The organism is Streptomyces sp. NPDC056144, assembly GCF_042264145.1.
GTDB lineage: Bacteria > Actinomycetota > Actinomycetes > Streptomycetales > Streptomycetaceae > Streptomyces.
The window spans coordinates 950,587-967,240 of the sequence record NZ_JBHJVF010000001.1 but is presented as its reverse complement, the minus strand read 5'-3'; the positions used below and the strand labels follow the sequence as shown (position 1 = coordinate 967,240).

9 protein-coding genes are annotated in these 16,654 nt (G+C 71.4%); 3 read left to right on the top strand and 6 right to left on the bottom strand.

The genetic code is table 11. From position 1 onward, the window contains the following. Positions 1-167 precede the first annotated feature (167 nt). The 3 genes from ACFC0Z_RS04060 to ACFC0Z_RS04050 all read left to right on the top strand — a co-directional run bounded on the left by ACFC0Z_RS04060 (position 168) and on the right by ACFC0Z_RS04050 (position 2,763). Positions 168-1,079, top strand: coding sequence for an ABC transporter ATP-binding protein (locus ACFC0Z_RS04060; protein ID WP_376432480.1), 912 nt, complete (start codon positions 168-170; stop codon positions 1,077-1,079). Further along, a complete protein-coding gene (locus ACFC0Z_RS04055; RefSeq protein WP_376432478.1) occupies positions 1,076-1,873 on the top strand; it encodes an ABC transporter permease subunit in 798 nt (265 codons plus the stop codon). The genes ACFC0Z_RS04060 and ACFC0Z_RS04055 overlap by 4 nt, the downstream gene beginning before the upstream one ends. Positions 1,874-1,962: 89 nt before the next feature. Next, on the top strand, positions 1,963-2,763 hold the full coding sequence (locus tag ACFC0Z_RS04050) for an IclR family transcriptional regulator (protein ID WP_376432476.1): 801 nt from the start codon (positions 1,963-1,965) through the stop codon (positions 2,761-2,763). A gap of 91 nt (positions 2,764-2,854) precedes the next feature. Here ACFC0Z_RS04050 and ACFC0Z_RS04045 read toward each other — a convergent pair whose 3' ends face one another. From ACFC0Z_RS04045 to ACFC0Z_RS04020, 6 genes are all read right to left on the bottom strand, one after another. Further along, positions 2,855-7,144 carry a discoidin domain-containing protein gene (locus ACFC0Z_RS04045; RefSeq protein ID WP_376432474.1) on the bottom strand — a complete coding sequence of 1,430 codons (4,290 nt, stop codon included), beginning with the start codon at positions 7,142-7,144 and terminating at the stop codon, positions 2,855-2,857. A 33-nt stretch (positions 7,145-7,177) separates the two neighbouring features. Further along, positions 7,178-10,558: a CARDB domain-containing protein gene (locus ACFC0Z_RS04040; RefSeq protein WP_376432472.1), complete on the bottom strand. Its 3,381-nt coding sequence runs from the start codon at positions 10,556-10,558 to the stop codon at positions 7,178-7,180. Positions 10,559-10,859: 301 nt separating this feature from the next. After that, entirely contained in the window at positions 10,860-11,870 is a 1,011-nt protein-coding gene (locus tag ACFC0Z_RS04035) for a LacI family DNA-binding transcriptional regulator (protein WP_376432470.1), read from the bottom strand. Between the two features lie 90 nt (positions 11,871-11,960). After that, positions 11,961-14,012, bottom strand: coding sequence for a glycosyl hydrolase family 28-related protein (locus ACFC0Z_RS04030; RefSeq protein ID WP_376433444.1), 2,052 nt, complete (start codon positions 14,010-14,012; stop codon positions 11,961-11,963). A 93-nt stretch (positions 14,013-14,105) separates the two neighbouring features. Beyond that, complete coding sequence (locus tag ACFC0Z_RS04025; protein ID WP_376432468.1) at positions 14,106-15,716, bottom strand: glycoside hydrolase family 13 protein; 1,611 nt, start codon at positions 15,714-15,716, stop codon at positions 14,106-14,108. Positions 15,717-15,764: 48 nt separating this feature from the next. Next, positions 15,765-16,640, bottom strand: a complete 876-nt coding sequence (locus tag ACFC0Z_RS04020; protein WP_376432466.1) for a carbohydrate ABC transporter permease — start codon at positions 16,638-16,640, stop codon at positions 15,765-15,767. Positions 16,641-16,654: the final 14 nt, after the last annotated feature.

Here is a 16,654-nt window from a genome sequence, read left to right as displayed (position 1 = left end):
ACCGAGCCTCTCCCGCGCTCGCGTATCGCGCGAACGGAGCAGACGGCCCGGTGGCGGATCACTCGTCCGGCCCAGCCACGGGTGCCGGGCGCGTTCCACCCGCCTAGCGTCGGATTGGTGGCCGCGCGACGGACCCGCGTCGTCCGTCCACGAGGAGGGGACGCGCCATGACGGACGTGAACGTCGTCGACATCGACGGCCTGGTGAAGGACTACGGCGGCTTCCGGGCCGTACGCGGGGTCGACCTCGACGTCCGGCCCGGCGAGGTCGTGGGCTTCCTCGGGCCGAACGGCGCGGGCAAGTCGACCACCATCCGCTGTCTCCTCGACCTGCTGCGGCCCACCGAGGGCACCGTGCGCCTGTTCGGCGCCGACGCCCGCCGGGGCGGGGTCGCGGCCCGGCGCAGGGTCGCCTACGTCCCCGGCGAACTCCGCCTCCCGGCCCGTACCACCGCGGGCGAGCTCCTCGACGCCGTCGCCCGGCTGCGCGGCGACTGCGACCCCGGCCGCCGCGCGGACGTCACCGAACGTCTCGGTCTCGACCCGACGAAGGCGACCCACGGCCTGTCCACCGGCAACCGCCGCAAGGTCGCCCTCGTCGGCGCGTTCATGAGCCGTGCCGACCTCCTCGTCCTCGACGAACCGACCAGCGGTCTCGACCCGTTGCTCCAGCAGGTCTTCCGCGACCTCGTCCGCGAGGCCCGCGCCCGCGGCGCCGCCGTCCTGCTCTCCTCGCACGTCCTGGCGGAGGTCCAACGCACCGCCGACCGGGCGGTCGTGCTGCGCGGCGGCCGGATCGTCGCCCGCGGCACGGTCGAGGAGCTGCGGGGCAACGCCGCCCAGCGCGTCGAAGCCGCCTTCGGCTCCCCCGGCTCCGTACCCGACCTGACGGCCGTCCCCGGCGTGACCGACGTGGCCGTCGACGGACCGCGGCTCCGCGCCCGGCTGTCCGGCCCGCCCGAACCCCTCCTCACCGCCCTCGCCGCCGCCCGCCCGCTGTCGGTGGAGATCGCCGAACCGGACCTGGAGGACGCCTTCCGCGAGCTGTACGAGGACCACGGCGGGGAGGCGGCACGATGATCCCCGTCCTCACGGCCGGCGCGCTGCGCGCCCTGCGCCGCTCCTGGTGCGTCTGGGCGCTGTCCCTCGCCGCGCTCATCGTTCTCACCACGGCCTTCTGGCCCGCCTTCGAGGACAGCCCGGACACGTCCGGGCTCACGTCGAGCATGCCCGAGGGCCTGGTCCAGGCGCTCGGGATCGGCGACCTCGGCTCCCCCGAGGGCTTCCTCTGGGGCAACCTCTACGCCCTCCTCGTCCCCCTCCTCATGGCCGTCGCCGCCGCCTCCTTCACCACCACGCTCACCGCGCGCCAGGAGGAGTCGGGACAGTACGAACTCCTCCTCACCCAGCCCGTCTCCCGTACCGCCGTCCTCCTCGCCCGCGCGCTCGCGGTCACGACGGCGACCCTCGGCCTCGGCGTCGCCGTCCTCCTGGTCCAACTGGTCGCGGACGCCGTCTGGGACCTCGGCACCTCCGTACCCCGCCTGCTGTCCACGGTCGTCCTGTGCACCCTCACCGCCCTGGTCGCCGGCGCGGCCTGCCTGATGACGGCCGCCGTCACCTCCCGGCCCTCCGCCGTCCTCGGCGCGGGCGTCGGCCTCACGGTCGCCGGTTACGTCGTCTCGGCGCTCTTTCCGCTCCGGGAGGGCTGGAAGGACTTCCAGTACGTCTCCCCCTGGAACTGGGCCCTCGGCGGCGAGCCCCTCACCACCACCGCCGACTGGTGGCGCTACGCCGCCCCGGCCGGCCTCGCCCTGCTCCTCGCCGCCGTCGCCCTGCCCCTCTTCGACCGGCGCGACGTCCACGCCCCGTGACGGGCGGCCCGCGCTTTGCTCCGGTTCCGGTCCGTGACATCGTGAGGTCGCTCCGATCACACGCCCCCGTCTCGAACAGGACTCTTCCCATGGCGGAACCTCGCCCGGCGGGGGCACCGACCCTCATCCAGTCCGTCCAGCGGGCCCTGCGCCTGCTCCGCGCCCTGGAGCAGCGGGGCGGAACCGCCACGGCCAAGCAGCTCGCGCGGGACACCGATCTGCCCCTGCCCACGGCGTACCACCTGCTGCGCACGCTCATCCACGAGGGCCTGGTGCTCAACGAGCGGCAGGCCTACGTCCTGACGGGCTCCCCTCTGACGCCCGCGCCCGCGCCCGGTCCCCTGCCCGCCCAGGCCTGGGTGGACCGTCTCAGCGAGGAACTGGAGGCCGCGGTCTACTACGCCGTCTACCGGGACGGGGAGATACGCGTGACGGCGGTGTCGCACCTGGCCGAACATCCCCCGGTCATCGAGTGGGCGGGGTTCGGGGCGACGGGGCACGCCCACGCGGTCGGGAAGGCGATCCTCTCGCGGCTGGGCGAGAAGGCGCGGGCCGACCATCTCGACCGGTATCCCGTCACCCCCCTCACCCGTTTCACCGTCCCCAGCCGGGCGGCGCTCGAACGGCGGCTCGCGGCCCTCTCCCACGACCGGCCCGTCTACGAGTACCAGGAGTACGCGCTGGGAACCGTCTGCGCGGCCGTGCCCAGCACGGCCGGCGGGGCGGTCGCCACCCTGGCGCTGTCCGTTCCCGCCGACCGCAGCGGTGAACTCCCCGTTCTCGCCTCCCGGATACAGGCGCGCGCGGAGAGCGTCCTCCTCGGCCAGCACTTCAGTGTGCTGCCGGCCCCCGACCGGACCGGTTCGTGGTCGGTGGCACAAAGCGCCTGACCCGGGCGGCTGCCCCGGTCAGGCGCTTCTCAGTGAGTGCCGCGGATCGCGCGGATCGGGTGGATCCGCGCGATCCGGTGGATCGGGTGGATCAGCAGGGGTTGATGTTGATCTTGAGGTTGGTGGTGTTCCTGATGTTCTCGGCGTTGTCCTGCATGCGCAGGCAGTTGAAGGTCGCCTCGCCGACGGCGGGGCCCTGACCGGGTTCGGGCATCTCGTTGGCCCAGATGCCGATGCCGGACCGTGCGTCCCAGGCGTCGCCGCTCCGCTTCGCGCCCGTGATGGAGATGTCGGTGAAGACGGTGTCCTTCACCGGGTTCTCCGGCTGCGAGCCGGTGTACTTGGTCTGGAACATGATGCCGCTGTAGGTGGGGTCGACGATGTCCACGTGGCTGACCCGGATTCCCTGGAAGACCTTCGAGGCGGAGAAGATCCAGATGCCGGGGAAGGACTGGTTGCCCCAGAAGTGGCCGCCGGCCCGGACGATCGAGATGTTCTCGAAGTTCGTCGGGACGGTCCCGAAGCCGTTCATCGGGTAGCCGAAGTCCAGCGAGGAGATGGTGATGCCGGAGTAGGTGAGGGTGTCGGCGATGTGGACGTTGCGGAAGGTGTTGTTGTAGCCGCCGTAGACCGCGAGGCCGGCGGCGCGCCAGGTGAGCGTGGTGCTGAGGTTCTCGTAGACGTTGTTCTTCATGTCCGCGCCGCCCGCGTCGATCGCCGAGAAGAGGGCGAAGCTGTCGTCCCCGGTGGCCCGGGCGTCGTTGTTCGACACGAGGTTGTCGGTGGAGCCGTTGGTCATGTTGACGCCGTCGGCGAACATGTTCCGGATCCGGGAGTTCTTGATCGTCATCCGGTCGGTGTTGGCGCCCCAGTAGAGGCAGACCATGTGCTCGTTCCAGATGTCGTCGATGACGATGTCGGCGGTGTTCTGGAAGTCGAAGACCTTGCCGGGCCCGTCGATGCGGGTGACGTAGTTGCCGAAGTAGGCGAAGCCCTTGAAGAGCGAGCCGTTGGCGGTGGCCTCGGCACGGAAGCCGATGTCGGTGTTGTCCTGCGTGGTCGGAGCCTGGAACCTCGTGTACCAGGGGCCTGCGCCGACGACCTTGACCGCCTTGCCGTAGACCTGGAACTTGCTGGAGGTCTGGTAGTCACCGGCCGGGAGGTAGACGCCGACGAGTTTCCCGGTGGTGTCCATCCGCACCTTGTCGAGCGCGTTCTGGACGTCCTGGTGCGTGTAGCCGGCCGGCACCGTGTACGCGGCCGGGTCCGGGTTCGCGACGGGGGCGACCTGCTCCAGGCTGACGAAGTCGATCGCGTAGTGGGCGGCCGAGTTCGCCGCGTCCTTCTGGAGCCGGATCCTGCTGCCGGCGGGGATGGTCTCGCCGAACATCAGGTTCGCCTCGTCGTAGATGTGACGCGGCGCCCCGGAGCCCGGGTCGTTGCCGGGGCCGGCCTCGGCACCGTACAGCCAGGCGTACTTCGAGGTCAGCGGCATGGCCTTCTTCAGCACGCCGTCGACGTAGACGTTCAGGGTGGTGCTGATGCCGCCGCCGCCCGGGGCGTCCGGGATCGAGAAGCGGGTGACGAGGGTGTTGGTGGCCGCGCGGGTGGTGAACTCGACGTACTCGCCGGTGGCGTCCAGGGTGACGGCCTTGCGGCCGGAGGCCTCACCGGCGATGTCGCCGATGGTCCGGTTGGGGCCGACGACCGCGGCCCCTCCCCCGGTGGTGCCCTCCTCCGCCTCGTACGTCGTGTACGGCATGTTCGCGCCGCGGCCGACGAACAGCGGACGGCTCTGGGTGTTGTTCTCCCGCTTGACCGGCAGCTCGGCGGCGTCGGCGGCGAGGACCGTCCTGACGGTGTACGAGCCGTTCACCGCGGTCCACGTGCCGAGGCTGACCTCGGCGCCGGCCCCCGCCGCGAGCGCGCCGGCGTGCGAGCCGGTCAGCGTCCTGACCACGCCTCCCTGCGCGTTGACGAGCTCCAGCGTGACGTCCTGACCGCTGCCCGAGGTCGCCACGGTGCCCTGGTTCCGCACCGCGACCTTGAACGTGACGGCGTCCCCGGCGCTGGGGCTCGACGGGACGGTCGTCACCGAGGTGGCGACGAGGTCCGCGCTCGCGACCGGCTTGACCACCAGGGCGGTGGGACGGGTGTAGGTGTTGTTGGTCTCGTTCTGTTCCAGGACCTCGCCCGCCTCGTCCGCGACCGCGCTCAGCTCGTACGAGCCGGCGGCGCGCACGCCGACGGAGACGGGGACGGTGGCCTGCTCCCCGGGGGCCAGGGCCGGGGTCTGCCCGGTGGCGATCTTGGTGCCGCCGAGGCGGACCGCCACCTTGCTCGCCGGGGCGGCGAGCGCACCGTCGTTGCGGACGGTGGCGGAGACCGTGATCTCGTCGTCCTCGTCGGGCGCGAGGGGCGCCGTGGACAGTCCGGTGACGGTGAGGTCCGGGTTGGGCGCGGGGACGCCGACAGCCTGGAACTCGGCGATCTGGGCGCCGGGCGCACCGGAGTTGGCGGTGACCTTGAGCTGGATGTCGGCCAGGCGCGCGGTCAGCGGGATGGTGACGGTGTTGCCGCTCGCGGGGTCGAAGGTGTAGCTCTTCGCCGCGACCTTGGTGGTGAAGCCGCTCGCGTTCTGCTCGCGGCCGAGGACCTCGACGGTCTGGGTGCGGGACTGCCACACCTGGGCCGGGTTGAGCTTCAGGACGACGCGGTCGAGGTCGGCGTTGGACCCGAGCTTGAGGGTGAGAGTGGCCGGGTAGGCGCCTCCTCCGCTCTCCCAGTAGGTGGCGGTGTCGTTGTCGTTGGCGTTGGCCGCGGCGAAGGTCCCCGTGGTCGAGGAGGCGTCGATCGGCTTGCCGACGGCGAGGTTGGAGCCGGTGGCGCCGCTCCCGTTGCGGGTCACGCTGTTCGAGGCGACGGAGGAGTTGCCCGCCGCGTCCCTGGCCACCACGTGGTACGTGACGGTGGCGCTCGCCGGCTGCGTGTCGGTGTACGTGGTGACGGACCCGGAGACGCTGCCGCGCAGGACGTTGTTCGCGTAGACGTCGTACGCCGTGACGCCCTTGTTGTCGGTCGAGGCGCTCCAGGCGAGCCTGACCTGCCCGGCGGCGGGCTCGGTGTACGCCAGGTTCGCCGGGGCGGTCGGTGCCTGGGTGTCCCCGCCGTCGCCGATCCGGGTGACGGTGTTGCTGTCCCCGGACTGGTTGCCGGCCGCGTCCTTGGCCCGGACCCGGTAGGAGACGGTCTGGTCGGCGGGGCGGTTGTCGGTGAAGCTGGTGACGTTGCCCGCGACCGTGGTGAGCAGGACGTTGTTCGCGTAGATCTCGTACCCGGTGACGCCGACGTCGTCGGTCGAGGCGTTCCAGTCGAGCGTGATCTGCCCGGTGGCGGGCTGGGTGTACCTCAGGTTCGCCGGGGCGGTCGGCGCCTGGGTGTCGCCGGTGGCGGGACCGTAGACCTCCAGCTCGGATATCTGCGCGGCGGGCTGGACCGTGTTCGCGGTCACCAGGACGCGTACGTAGCGCGTGGTGGTGGAGTCCAGGGTGATCGTCACGGTGTTGTCGTTGCCGGAGTTGAACGCGTAGGCCTGGGAGGCCGAGAGGTCGGTGAACTCGGTCCCGTTGGTGCTGCCCTGGATCTTCAGGGTCTGGCTGCGGGCGCCCCAGCCGGCCGGGAGCTTGAGGACGACCTTGTTGACGGCGACCGCCGCTCCGAGGTCGGCCTGGAGCCACTGCGGCAGGCTGTTGTTGGTGCTCTCCCAGTAGCTGGCCCGGTTGCCGTCGTTGGCGTTGGGGGCGGCGTACACCTCGGTGTGGCTGCTGGCGGTGAGGGTCTTGCCCGCGGCGAGGTTCGCGGAGGAGCCCTCGGCGGCGTGCACCTCCAGTTCGGAGAGCTGGGCGGCCTGCCAGCCGGTGTTGGCGGTGACGTGGACCCGTACGAAGCGGGTCAGCGTGGCCGGGAAGGCGACGGTGACCGTGTTGGCCGAGCCGGGGCTGAAGGTGTAGGTGGCGGAGCTCTTCAGGGTGGTGAAGCTGGTGCCGTCGGCGCTGCCCTGGACGGACAGGGTCTGGTTCCGGGTCTCCCAGCCGGCGGGCAGCTTCAGGACGACCTCGTCGACGCGGGTGGCGGTGCCGAGGTCGGCCTGGACCCACTGGGGCAGGGAGCCGCCGGCGCTCTCCCAGTACGTGTTCTGGTTGCCGTCGGTGATGTTGGCGGCGGTGTAGCCGGACTGGGCGCTGGCGGCGGAGGCGGTGTCGCCGAGCGCGATGTTGGGTCCGCCGGCGGCGTGGGCGGCCGTCAGGGGGCCGCCCAGCGCCAGCAGGCTGGTCGCGATCGCGGCGCTCAGGCACCGTGACCGCCAGGTGGGGGTTCTCATCGTTCCTCGCTTCTCGCGTGGTGGGGGGGGAGGTCAGCCCTGGTTGAGGACGAACTGCGTGCCGGGCTGGGAGCAGAGGTCACCCTTGGCGGAGTTCGTGACGGTGACGTTGGTGAGCGTGGCGCTGCCGCGGGCGCCGCTCATCGCGAGGATTCCGCAGCCGTTCAGCGACTTGTCGATCCTCACGTTCGTGACCTTGACGTTCGGCATGGCGCCGCCGCCGGTCTTGAACTGGATCCCGTCGTACGTCGATTCGTGGATGTCGGTGTCCCGGATGGTGACGCCCGGGATGTCGGGCCCCTGGGCGAAGAGGGTGATGGCCCCGAACTCCTGGTCCTCGTTCCAGAAGGCGCCGCCCGTGCGGTACAGGGCGTTGTTGGCGATCAGGGTCTGCCCGGAGAAGGGGATCGGGTCGTGGTCGGTGGCCAGCATGATCCCCGGGTAGTTCATGGTGTCGGAGACCACGTTGTTCTCGATGGTGTTGCCGTAACCGCCGTATACCGCGATGCCGTTGGCGCGCCAGGGCAGCTGGACGGTGTTGTTGCGGAAGTGGTTGTCGTGGCCGACGTCCACCGAGGTGTCCTTGACGTACTTGTTGGCCCACACCGCGAGCGCGTCGTCGCCGGTGTTGCGGAACGTGGAGTTGTAGACGGTGGAGTTGCGGGTGCCGTTGGAGAAGTTGACGCCGTCGGCGTAGGTGTTCCGGATCCGCATGCCGCTGAACTCCAGGCCGTCGCCGGGGCCCCACAGTTCGGGGATGTTGGAGTAGTCGCGGCCGACCCAGGCGGCGACGTTGGCGTGCTCGATCCAGACGTTGGCGATCTTCGTGTTCTTGCCGAAGCGGCCGTTGAGGCCGACGCCGCCCTCGGCGTTGCCGTCGCCGCCGCGGATGGTGCCGGAGCCGAAGATGGCGAGGTCCGAGATCCTGGTGTTGTCGTCGATGTCGAAGCCGAAGTTGCCCTCGTGCGGGTGGTTGATCCCGTTGGCCAGGTGCGGCGGGGTCAGGGTGTAGAGCTGTGAGTGCCACATACCGGCCCCGCGGATGGTGACGTCCTTGATGCCGACCTGGTTGTACTGCCCGCGGTTCAGCGGGTCGTCGGTGAGGATCTTCTGTTCCTGGCGCCACTGGCCCGCCGGGATCCAGACGCAGGGGATCTCGCCCTTCTGGTCGGCGGTGACGGCGCGCTGGAGGGCGTCGGTGTCGTCGATGCCGTCGTTGGGGACGGCCCCGTACTGGGTGATCGAGACGCACTCGGCGGGCTTCGCGGCCGGCGGGGCGACCTGCTCCAGGTCGATCAGGTCGAGGACGTAGTAGGCGGCGGTGTCGCCCGCGTCCCGCTGGAGGCGGAACTTCGTGCCGGCCGGGTAGGACTGGGTCAGCAGGGCGTGGGACTCGTCGAAGAGGCGGCGGGCGTCGCCGCCCGGGGTGTTGGTGAGCCCCTCCGGCTGGTCCGTGGTGCCGTAGAGCCAGCTGTGCTTGGAGGAGAGGGTCAGCTTGCGGACGAACTGCCCGTCCGCGTAGAGGCCGAGGGTGGCCTCCTGGCCGCCGCCGCCCGGGGCGTCCGGGATCGCGTTGCGGACGACGATCGAGTTGGCGGCGTTGGTGGAGGTGAACTCCACGTAGTCGCCGGTGGAGTTGAGCCGGACGGATTCGCGGCCCGAGGACTCGGTGGCGAAGTTGGTGTGGCCGAAGGGCCGGGTGGAGTCGGTGGACAGGAGGGTGCCGCGGTAGGCGGCGCGCTCGGCCTCGTACTCCGTGTACGGCACGGCGGCTCCGCGTCCGACGACCAGGGAGCGGCCGAGGACGTTGTTGTTCTCGTTGGTCTCGGTGACGGTTCCGGTGGCGTCGGCGGTGGCGGTGAGCGTGACGCCGCCGTCGGTGGCCGTCCAGGTGCCGGTGAGGGCGACGTCCGCGGTGGCGCCCGCGGCGATGGCCGGGGTGGTGCCGTTGAGGGTGGCGGTGCCGACGGTGAGGCGGGTGACGCTGCCGGCCGCCACGGCGGAGGTGCCGCGGTTCTTGACGGCGACCGTGAAGGAGACGGGGGTGCCGACCGCGGGGGCCGACGGGTTGGGGGTGATGCCGGTGACCGTCAGGTCCGGGCCCGGGGTCTGCGTGACGTTCAGCTTGTTCGTGGCGGTGCGGCTGTTGTTGCCGTTGTCGAGCTCGGGCACGGTGTCCGTCGGGTCGACGGCCGCCGAGACGGTGTACGAGCCTTCCGGCCGCTTGCCGAGAGCGACGGCCACGGTGGCCGACTGGCCGGCCGCGAGGGCGGGGACCGGGGCGGCACCGGCGACGGTGCCCTCGACGCTGACGTTGACCGTGCTCGCGGGCGAGGCGGCGGTGCCCGCGTTGCGGACGGCGACCTGGGCGGTGACGGTGTCCGCCTCGGAGGGGGTTGCGGGCTCCCAGGCGAGCTCGTTGACGACGAGGTCGGGGGCCGGGGCGGAGACGCCGATGACCTGGAGCTCGGCCACCTGGGCGCCGGGGGCGCCGTTGTTGGAGAAGCCCGTCAGACGCAGGTCGGACACGCGGCCGGAGACGGGGATGGTGACGGTGTTCTGGCCGGACGACGGGCTGAAGGCGTAGTCGGCGCGGGCCTTCAGCGTGGTGAAGCCGGTGGCGTTCGCGGCTCGGCCGAGGATTTCCAGGGACTGGGTACGGGGTCCCCAGGCGGCGTCGGGGTTGAGCTTGACGGCCACGGCCTGGACGTCGGCGTCCGCGCCGAGCTTCACGGTCAGCGAGGCGGGGAAGCCGGCGGACTCCCAGTAGGTGGACGTGCTGTCGTCGTTGGCGTTCCCGGCCACGTAGTTCTGCGTGGTGGAGGTGGCCTCGATCTGCTTGCCGCGGGCCAGGTTCGTACCGGTGGCCGGTGGCGGATCGCCCGGGTCCTGGCCGCCTCCGGGCTCGCCGTAGACCTCCAGTTCGGAGAGCTGGGCGGCGTTCCAGGCGGTGTTGGAGGCCACCTGGATCCGTACGAAGCGGGCCGTGGCCGCCGGCAGGTCGATGGCCACCGTGTTGGCGGCGGACGGGGTGAACGCCCGCGCCTGGGAGGCGGTGATGGTGCTGAAGGTGGTGCCGTCGGCGCTGCCGAGGACGGCGAGGGACTCGTTACGGGCTTCCCAGCCGGTCGGCAGTTTGAGCGTGAGGCGGTCGAGCTCGACCTGGCTGCCCAGGTCGACCTGGACCCACTGCGGGAAGGAGCCCAACGGGCCTTCCCAGTAGGACTGTTGGCTTCCGTCGGTGATGTTGGAGGCCGGGTAGCCGCCGTTCGCACCGCCTGCTGTCGCCGCTCTGCCGAGGGCGAGGTTCGTCTCGACCGCGGCCTGCGCGGGGACGGGGAGCAGCCCGAGGGAGATCAGGCCCGCTGTCAGCAGACCGACCCCCAGCCGCCTGCTCGGATGTGTGCCTCTCATGGTGACCTCTCCGCGATGCCGGCAGGGCCAGTGATCTGTCTTCGCCCGACCTGGCACGACTCCGACAAGAATCCAAAAGGGACTGAACGACGGGCTGCCACATTCTTGAGTAACTCTGTGGCTCATTTGCGCCGCCAGCCCGCAAGGTTTCTCCTGGATGACGACTTTGTCAACGGCCTTCGTCGACTCACAGACAGACGACATCGCGCGGAAACGCCGACGGCACCGATGTCCCGCCGCTCAGTGCGGGATATCGGTGCCGTCAGGGGCTTTCTGTTCGGTTATCGGCGAGCCGCAGGGGTCAGCGCGTCGGCGGCGGGGCCGTCGAACCGCGGACGACGAGCTCGGGCTCGAAGAGCAGCTCCCCCAGATGGTGCTGGGCGCCCTGGATCTGGGCGATCAGCAGGTCCACGGCCGCGCGCCCCATGGCCTCGATGGGCTGGCGCACCGTCGACAACGGCGGCTCGGTCACGGTCATGAAGGCGGAGTCGTCGAAGCCGACGACGGAGACGTCCGCGGGGACCGACAGGCCCTTCCGCCGGGCGGCCCTGATCGCGCCCAGGGCCAGCGGGTCGCTGCCGCAGACTATGCCGGTGACGCCGCGGCCGAGCAGGCGCGTCGCGGCGGCCTGACCGCCCTCCAGGGAGAAGACGGACCGCTCGAAGAGCACGTCGTCCCAGGCCATGCCCGCCGCCGCGGCCGCCACGCGGGCCGCTTCCAGCTTGCGACGGGACGGCACGTGGTCCTCGGGACCGAGGACCAGCCCGATCCTCTCGTGGCCCAGGGAGGCGAGGTGGCGCCACGCCTGCTCGATGGCGACGGCGTCGTCGCAGGCCACGCAGGGGAAGTCGAGACCCTCGATCGACGCGTTGACGAGGACGACCGGGATGTTGCGCTCCGCGAGCCGGTAGTAGTGGTCGTGCGGGGCGTCCGCCTGGGCGAACAACCCGCCGGCGAACACCACGCCGGACACCTGCTGCTGGAGCAGCAGCTCCACGTAGTCGGCCTCCGAGACGCCGCCCTTCGTCTGGGTGCAGAGGACCGGGGTCAGCCCCTGCTGGGCGAGGGCGCCGCCGATGACCTCGGCGAACGCGGGGAAGATGGGGTTCTGGAGCTCCGGAAGGACGAGGCCGACGAGCCGGGCGCGTTCGCCCCGCAGCTGCGTCGGCCGCTCGTAACCGAGCACGTCGAGCGCCGAGAGCACGGCCTGCCTGGTCGAATCGGAGACCCCCGGCTTGCCGTTGAGGACCCGGCTCACCGTCGCCTCGCTGACCCCCACCTTCTTCGCCACCTGAGCAAGTCGTCGCGTCATGCACGCAACTCTAGCGCAAACTCTGCAAAAAGATTGCGTCAATCAGCTGATTTAAGTAAGCCGAATTGCAGAGCGGACGCCACCCCGGGGTCAGGACCACGGCGCGGGGGCCGGGGGCGTGACGACCGGCGGACGGTCGTCGCAGGTGAGGGTGTTCGGCAGCAGCCAGGGGGCCAGCCAGCCGCCGTCGTTGCCGCCCCGGTCGGCGAGGGTGAACTCGGATCCGGTGCTGGGGAAGTGGAAGGAACCGCAGTTGTTCACGCCGACCGACCCGACGTTGCGGGCGTCCACGTTCTCGAAGGTGGCGGAGCCCTTCGTGCGGGCGCTGACGACGGAGTTCCCCGTGCCGTCGACACGGATGTCCTTGAAGTGGACCGAGGGGATGGCGAACCGGTCCCTGACCCCGTACTCGCTGACCAGCATGACGGCGTTGTGCGTGGAGTCGAGGTAGTGGTCCCCGGTGACCCGGACATCGGCGTCGATCGAGCCGTCGAGGGCGTACAGCCAGAGGGCGCCGAGGCCGATCCGCCAGTTGAGGTCGAGGGTGCCGGCGCGGACGGTGGTGTTGTCCGTGAAGCGCAGGCTGCCGGTGAAGGGTTCGGCGCCGAAGCGGGCGCCCGCGTGGAGGCCACTGCCCTCGCGCACGGGGTCGGCGACGAGGTTGCCGCTGACGGTGGTGTCGGTGCCGCCGTAGACGGCGATGCCGTTGGCGAGGGTGGGTGACTGGACGGTGTTGCGGTCGACGGTGTTGCGGGCGTCGGCGGTCTTCTCCGACCAGAGGGCGATGCCGTCGTCCCCGGTGTTGCGCACGAAGTTGTTCCGTACGAGCGAGTCGGTGACTCCGGTGTGGAAGTTGAGGGCGTCCGCGATCTGGTCGGCGATGACGTTGTCCGTCACCCGGACGTTACTCATGGGCCCGTCGAACCAGAGGCCGACCTTGGTGTGGTGCAGGTAGAGGCCGTCGACGGTGGAGTCGCTCATCGCGCCGCCGATCGCGTTGACCTGGTCGGTGTCGATCCGCTCGCGGACGTCGCCCTCGATCGCGAAGCCGCGCAGGTGCACCCCGCGGCTGCCGCCCTCGGCGGCCGGCTTGCCGTAGAGGCCGACACCGGTGTGGCGGGAGCCGTCGGGGGCCGGTTCGGCGAGGGTGACCTGGCGGCCCTTGAGGACGGTGTGCCAGTTGCCCGCGCCGACGAGGGTGACGTCGTCGACCTCGATGTGCCGGTCCACCCGGAAGGTGCCCGGCGGCAGGTAGACGGGCCGGTCCAGGCGGCGGGCGAGGGCGATGGCCCGCTCGATCGCGGGCGCCGCGTCCCGGCGGCCGGTGGGGTCCGCCCCCAGGAGCCGTACGTCGATCCCGCCGCGCTCCACGTGCGGCGGGGCGACCCGTTCGGTGTCGAGGAGGTCGATCACGGTCCAGGCGGCGGGGCTGCCGGCCGGCACCGTGAGCCGTACCGTCTCCCCCGCCCGGAAGGTCCTGTCGAGGAGCAGGCGCTGCTCGTCGTAGAAGTGGGTGGGCCGGAAGGGCTTGTCGAAGACGGGCGTCGGCGTGGTGGCGGCCGGGACGCAGGCGCACTCGGTGAGCCACCAGTCGGGGTGGAGCGGGCCGGCGCCGGGGTCGTTGGTGAACGGGTACTGGTTGTAGAGCCAGGAGTACGCCGAGGTCAGCGTCATCGTCCTGCGGTGACGTCCGTCGACGGTGACGTCCAGGGGCGCGGTGATCCCGCCGCCGCCGGCCGCGTCCGGGAGGCTGTAGCGGACGGTCAGGGCGTTCGCCGCGCGCGGCAGGGTGAACTCGACGTACTGGCCGGGGACGAGCCGGACCGCCTTCCGGCCGGACGCCTCCGAGGGAAGGGTGTACGGGGTGCGGTCGGGGCCGATGACGGTGCCGGTGGTACGGGCGTTCTCCGCCTCCTGCTCGTCGAAGGCGACCTCGGCGCCCCGACCGGCGACGAGCACCGGGTCGAGACCGGCGCGGGTGACGGCGGGGACGGCGGCGGTCGTGGGGGCTGGGTCGGGGGCGGGGCCGGGGGCGGCGGTCGCCGTGGCGGCGGCCGTCTGACCGAGGCAGAGGAGCGCGCAGGCGACGGCGGTGGCTCTGGCACCGGCGCGGGCGCGCGGACGGACGCGGCGGGGGATCATCATCTGAGCTCGCTTCTCGGGCAGGAGGGAGCCGCGGCGCGCGGGCGCCGCGGCGGAGTCTCGCGTCGGACCGGCCTTAGGGCCAGACAGGCTCTAGGCGCGCAGCCAGGCGGCGGTGTCCGGAGGGAGGGTGCCGTCGGCGGACAGGTGCCCGCTGGTGAGCAGGAGCGCCGTGTGGGGCGGGAGGGCGACGGGGTCGGCGGAGAGGTTGACGACGCAGGTCAGGCCGTGGTCCCGGGTGAAGGCGAGGACGCCGTCGGCCGCCGGGAGCCAGCTCATCGCTCCGTCGCCGAAGCCCCGCTCGGTACGGCGGAGCGCGAGGGCGGTGCGGTAGAGGGTGAGCATGGAGCCGGGGTCCTCGTGCTGCCGGTCGACGGCGTAGCGGGCCCAGTCGGCGGGCTGCGGCAGCCAGGGTTCCGTACCGGCCGGGGTGCCGAAGCCGTACGAGGGAGCCGCCGCCTCCCAGGGGAGGGGGACGCGGCAGCCGTCGCGGCCGGGGTCGGTGCCGCCGGAGCGGAAGTGCATCGGGTCCTGGATGCGGTCCAGGGGGATGTCGGCCTCGGGGAGGCCCAGTTCCTCGCCCTGGTAGAGGTAGACGGAGCCGGGCAGGGCGAGGGTGAGGAGCGCGGCGGCGCGGGCGCGGCGCGTGCCGAGCTCCAGGTCCGTGGGGGTGCCGAACCGCTTGGTGGCGAAGTCGAAGGCGGTGTCGGCGCGTCCGTACCGGGTGGCGGTCCGGGTGACGTCGTGGTTGCAGAGCACCCAGGTGGCGGGGGCGTGGACGGGGGCGTGCTCGGCGAGGGTGTCGTCGATGGTGCGGCGGAGCCGGCCGGGTTCCCAGGGGCAGGCGAGGAAGCTGAAGTTGAAGGCGGTGTGGAGTTCGTCGGGGCGGAGGTAGCGGGCGAAGCGCTCGGCGTCGGGGAGCCAGACCTCGCCGACGAAGACGCCGCCGTACTCGTCGGCGATCGCCCGCCAGGAGCGGTAGACGTCGTGGATCTCGTCGAGGTCGATGTACGGGTGGGGGTCGACGCCCTCGGTGAAGTCGCGGAGGTCGGGGTCCTTGGTGAGGAGGGCCGCGGAGTCGATGCGGACCCCGGCGACGCCGCGCTCGAACCAGAAGCGCAGGACGTCCTCGTGCTCGCGGCGGACCTCGGGGTGGGACCAGTTGAGGTCGGGCTGCTCGGGGGTGAAGAGGTGGAGGTACCACTCGCCGTCGGGGACGCGGGTCCAGGTGGACCCGGAGAACTGGGAGGGCCAGTCGTTGGGCGGGAGTTCGCCGTGCTCGCCGCGTCCGGGCCGGAAGTGGAAGCGCTCGCGGGCGGGGCTTCCGGGTCCGGCGGCGAGCGCCTCCCGGAACCAGGCGTGCTGGTCGGAGACGTGGTTGGGGACGATGTCGACGATGACGCGGAGGCCGAGTGCGGCGGCCTCCGCGATCAGCTTCTCGGCCTCGCCGAGGGTGCCGAAGGCGGGGTCGACGGCCCGGTAGTCGGCGACGTCGTACCCGCCGTCGACCATCGGGGAGTCGTACCAGGGGGTGAACCAGAGGGCGTCCACGCCGAGCGCCGCCAGGTGGGGCAGTCTCGCCCGGACGCCCGCCAGGTCACCGGTGCCGTCCCCGTCGCCGTCGGCGAAACTGCGCGGGTAGACCTGGTAGATGACGGCGTCGCGCCACCAGTCGGAGGTGCGGGACGGGGTAGGGGCTGCCACGGAACGGTCCTTTCGGGCAGGTGGGCAGGCGGGCGGAGGGGGTGCGCGTCAGCCCTTGAGGCTGCCGGCGGTGAGGCCGCCCATGATGTTGCGCTGGAAGATCAGGAAGACGATCAGCGTGGGGAGGGAGGCGATGGTGAGGGCCGCGATGAGGACGTTGACCGGCACACCGTTGGCGAGCGAGTAGATCCCCACGTTGAGGGTCTGCTTCGCGGGGTCGGGCAGCGTCAGCATCGGCCAGAGGAAGTCCTTCCAGACGCCGACGACCGCGAAGATCGACACGACGCCGAGGATGGGCCGGGAGATCGGCAGGACGATCGACCACAGGATCCGCGTCGGGCTCGCCCCGTCCATGGACGCGGCGTCGAGGAGCTCCTTCGGGATCGAGTCGAAGAAGCGCTTCAGGAGGAAGATGTTGAAGGCGTTGGTGACGGACGGCAGCCAGATCGCCCAGGGGGTGTTCAGCAGGTTCCGCTCGACGATCGGCACGTCGAGCACGGTGAGGTACTGCGGGACGACGAGGACGGTCGCCGGGATCATCAGGGTGGCGAGCATCATGCCGAGGATCGCCTTGCCGAGCACGGGCCGCAGCTTGGACAGCGCGTACGCCGCCGCCACGTCGAGGACCAGCTGGAAGGCGAGCGCGCCGAAGGCGTAGTAGAAGGTGTTGAACAGGAGGGAGGAGAGGTCCATGACCTCCCAGGCGCGGCTGTAGTTGCCGGGGGTGAAGCTCTCCGGCACCAGGGTCGGCGGGGTGCGGACGACCTCCTGGGTGTCCTTGAAGCCGCTGGTGACCAGCCAGTACAGGGGGCCGAGGAAGACCAGGGTGAAGCCGCCGGTGACGAGGGCGAAGGCTCCCCAGTACAGGCGCTTGCCACGGGTCCTGGCGAGGACGGCCGGCGAGATGAGCGTACGTGTGGACATGCGGGTCTCCCGGA

Coding starts and splice junctions, on each gene's coding strand:
- ACFC0Z_RS04060 (WP_376432480.1), top strand. CDS start 168: ATGACGGACGTGAACGTCGTCGACATCGACGGCCTGGTGAAGGACTAC.
- ACFC0Z_RS04050 (WP_376432476.1), top strand. CDS start 1,963: ATGGCGGAACCTCGCCCGGCGGGGGCACCGACCCTCATCCAGTCCGTC.
- ACFC0Z_RS04035 (WP_376432470.1), bottom strand. CDS start 11,870: ATGACGCGACGACTTGCTCAGGTGGCGAAGAAGGTGGGGGTCAGCGAG.
- ACFC0Z_RS04055 (WP_376432478.1), top strand. CDS start 1,076: ATGATCCCCGTCCTCACGGCCGGCGCGCTGCGCGCCCTGCGCCGCTCC.
- ACFC0Z_RS04045 (WP_376432474.1), bottom strand. CDS start 7,144: ATGAGAACCCCCACCTGGCGGTCACGGTGCCTGAGCGCCGCGATCGCG.
- ACFC0Z_RS04030 (WP_376433444.1), bottom strand. CDS start 14,012: ATGATCCCCCGCCGCGTCCGTCCGCGCGCCCGCGCCGGTGCCAGAGCC.
- ACFC0Z_RS04020 (WP_376432466.1), bottom strand. CDS start 16,640: ATGTCCACACGTACGCTCATCTCGCCGGCCGTCCTCGCCAGGACCCGT.
- ACFC0Z_RS04040 (WP_376432472.1), bottom strand. CDS start 10,558: ATGAGAGGCACACATCCGAGCAGGCGGCTGGGGGTCGGTCTGCTGACA.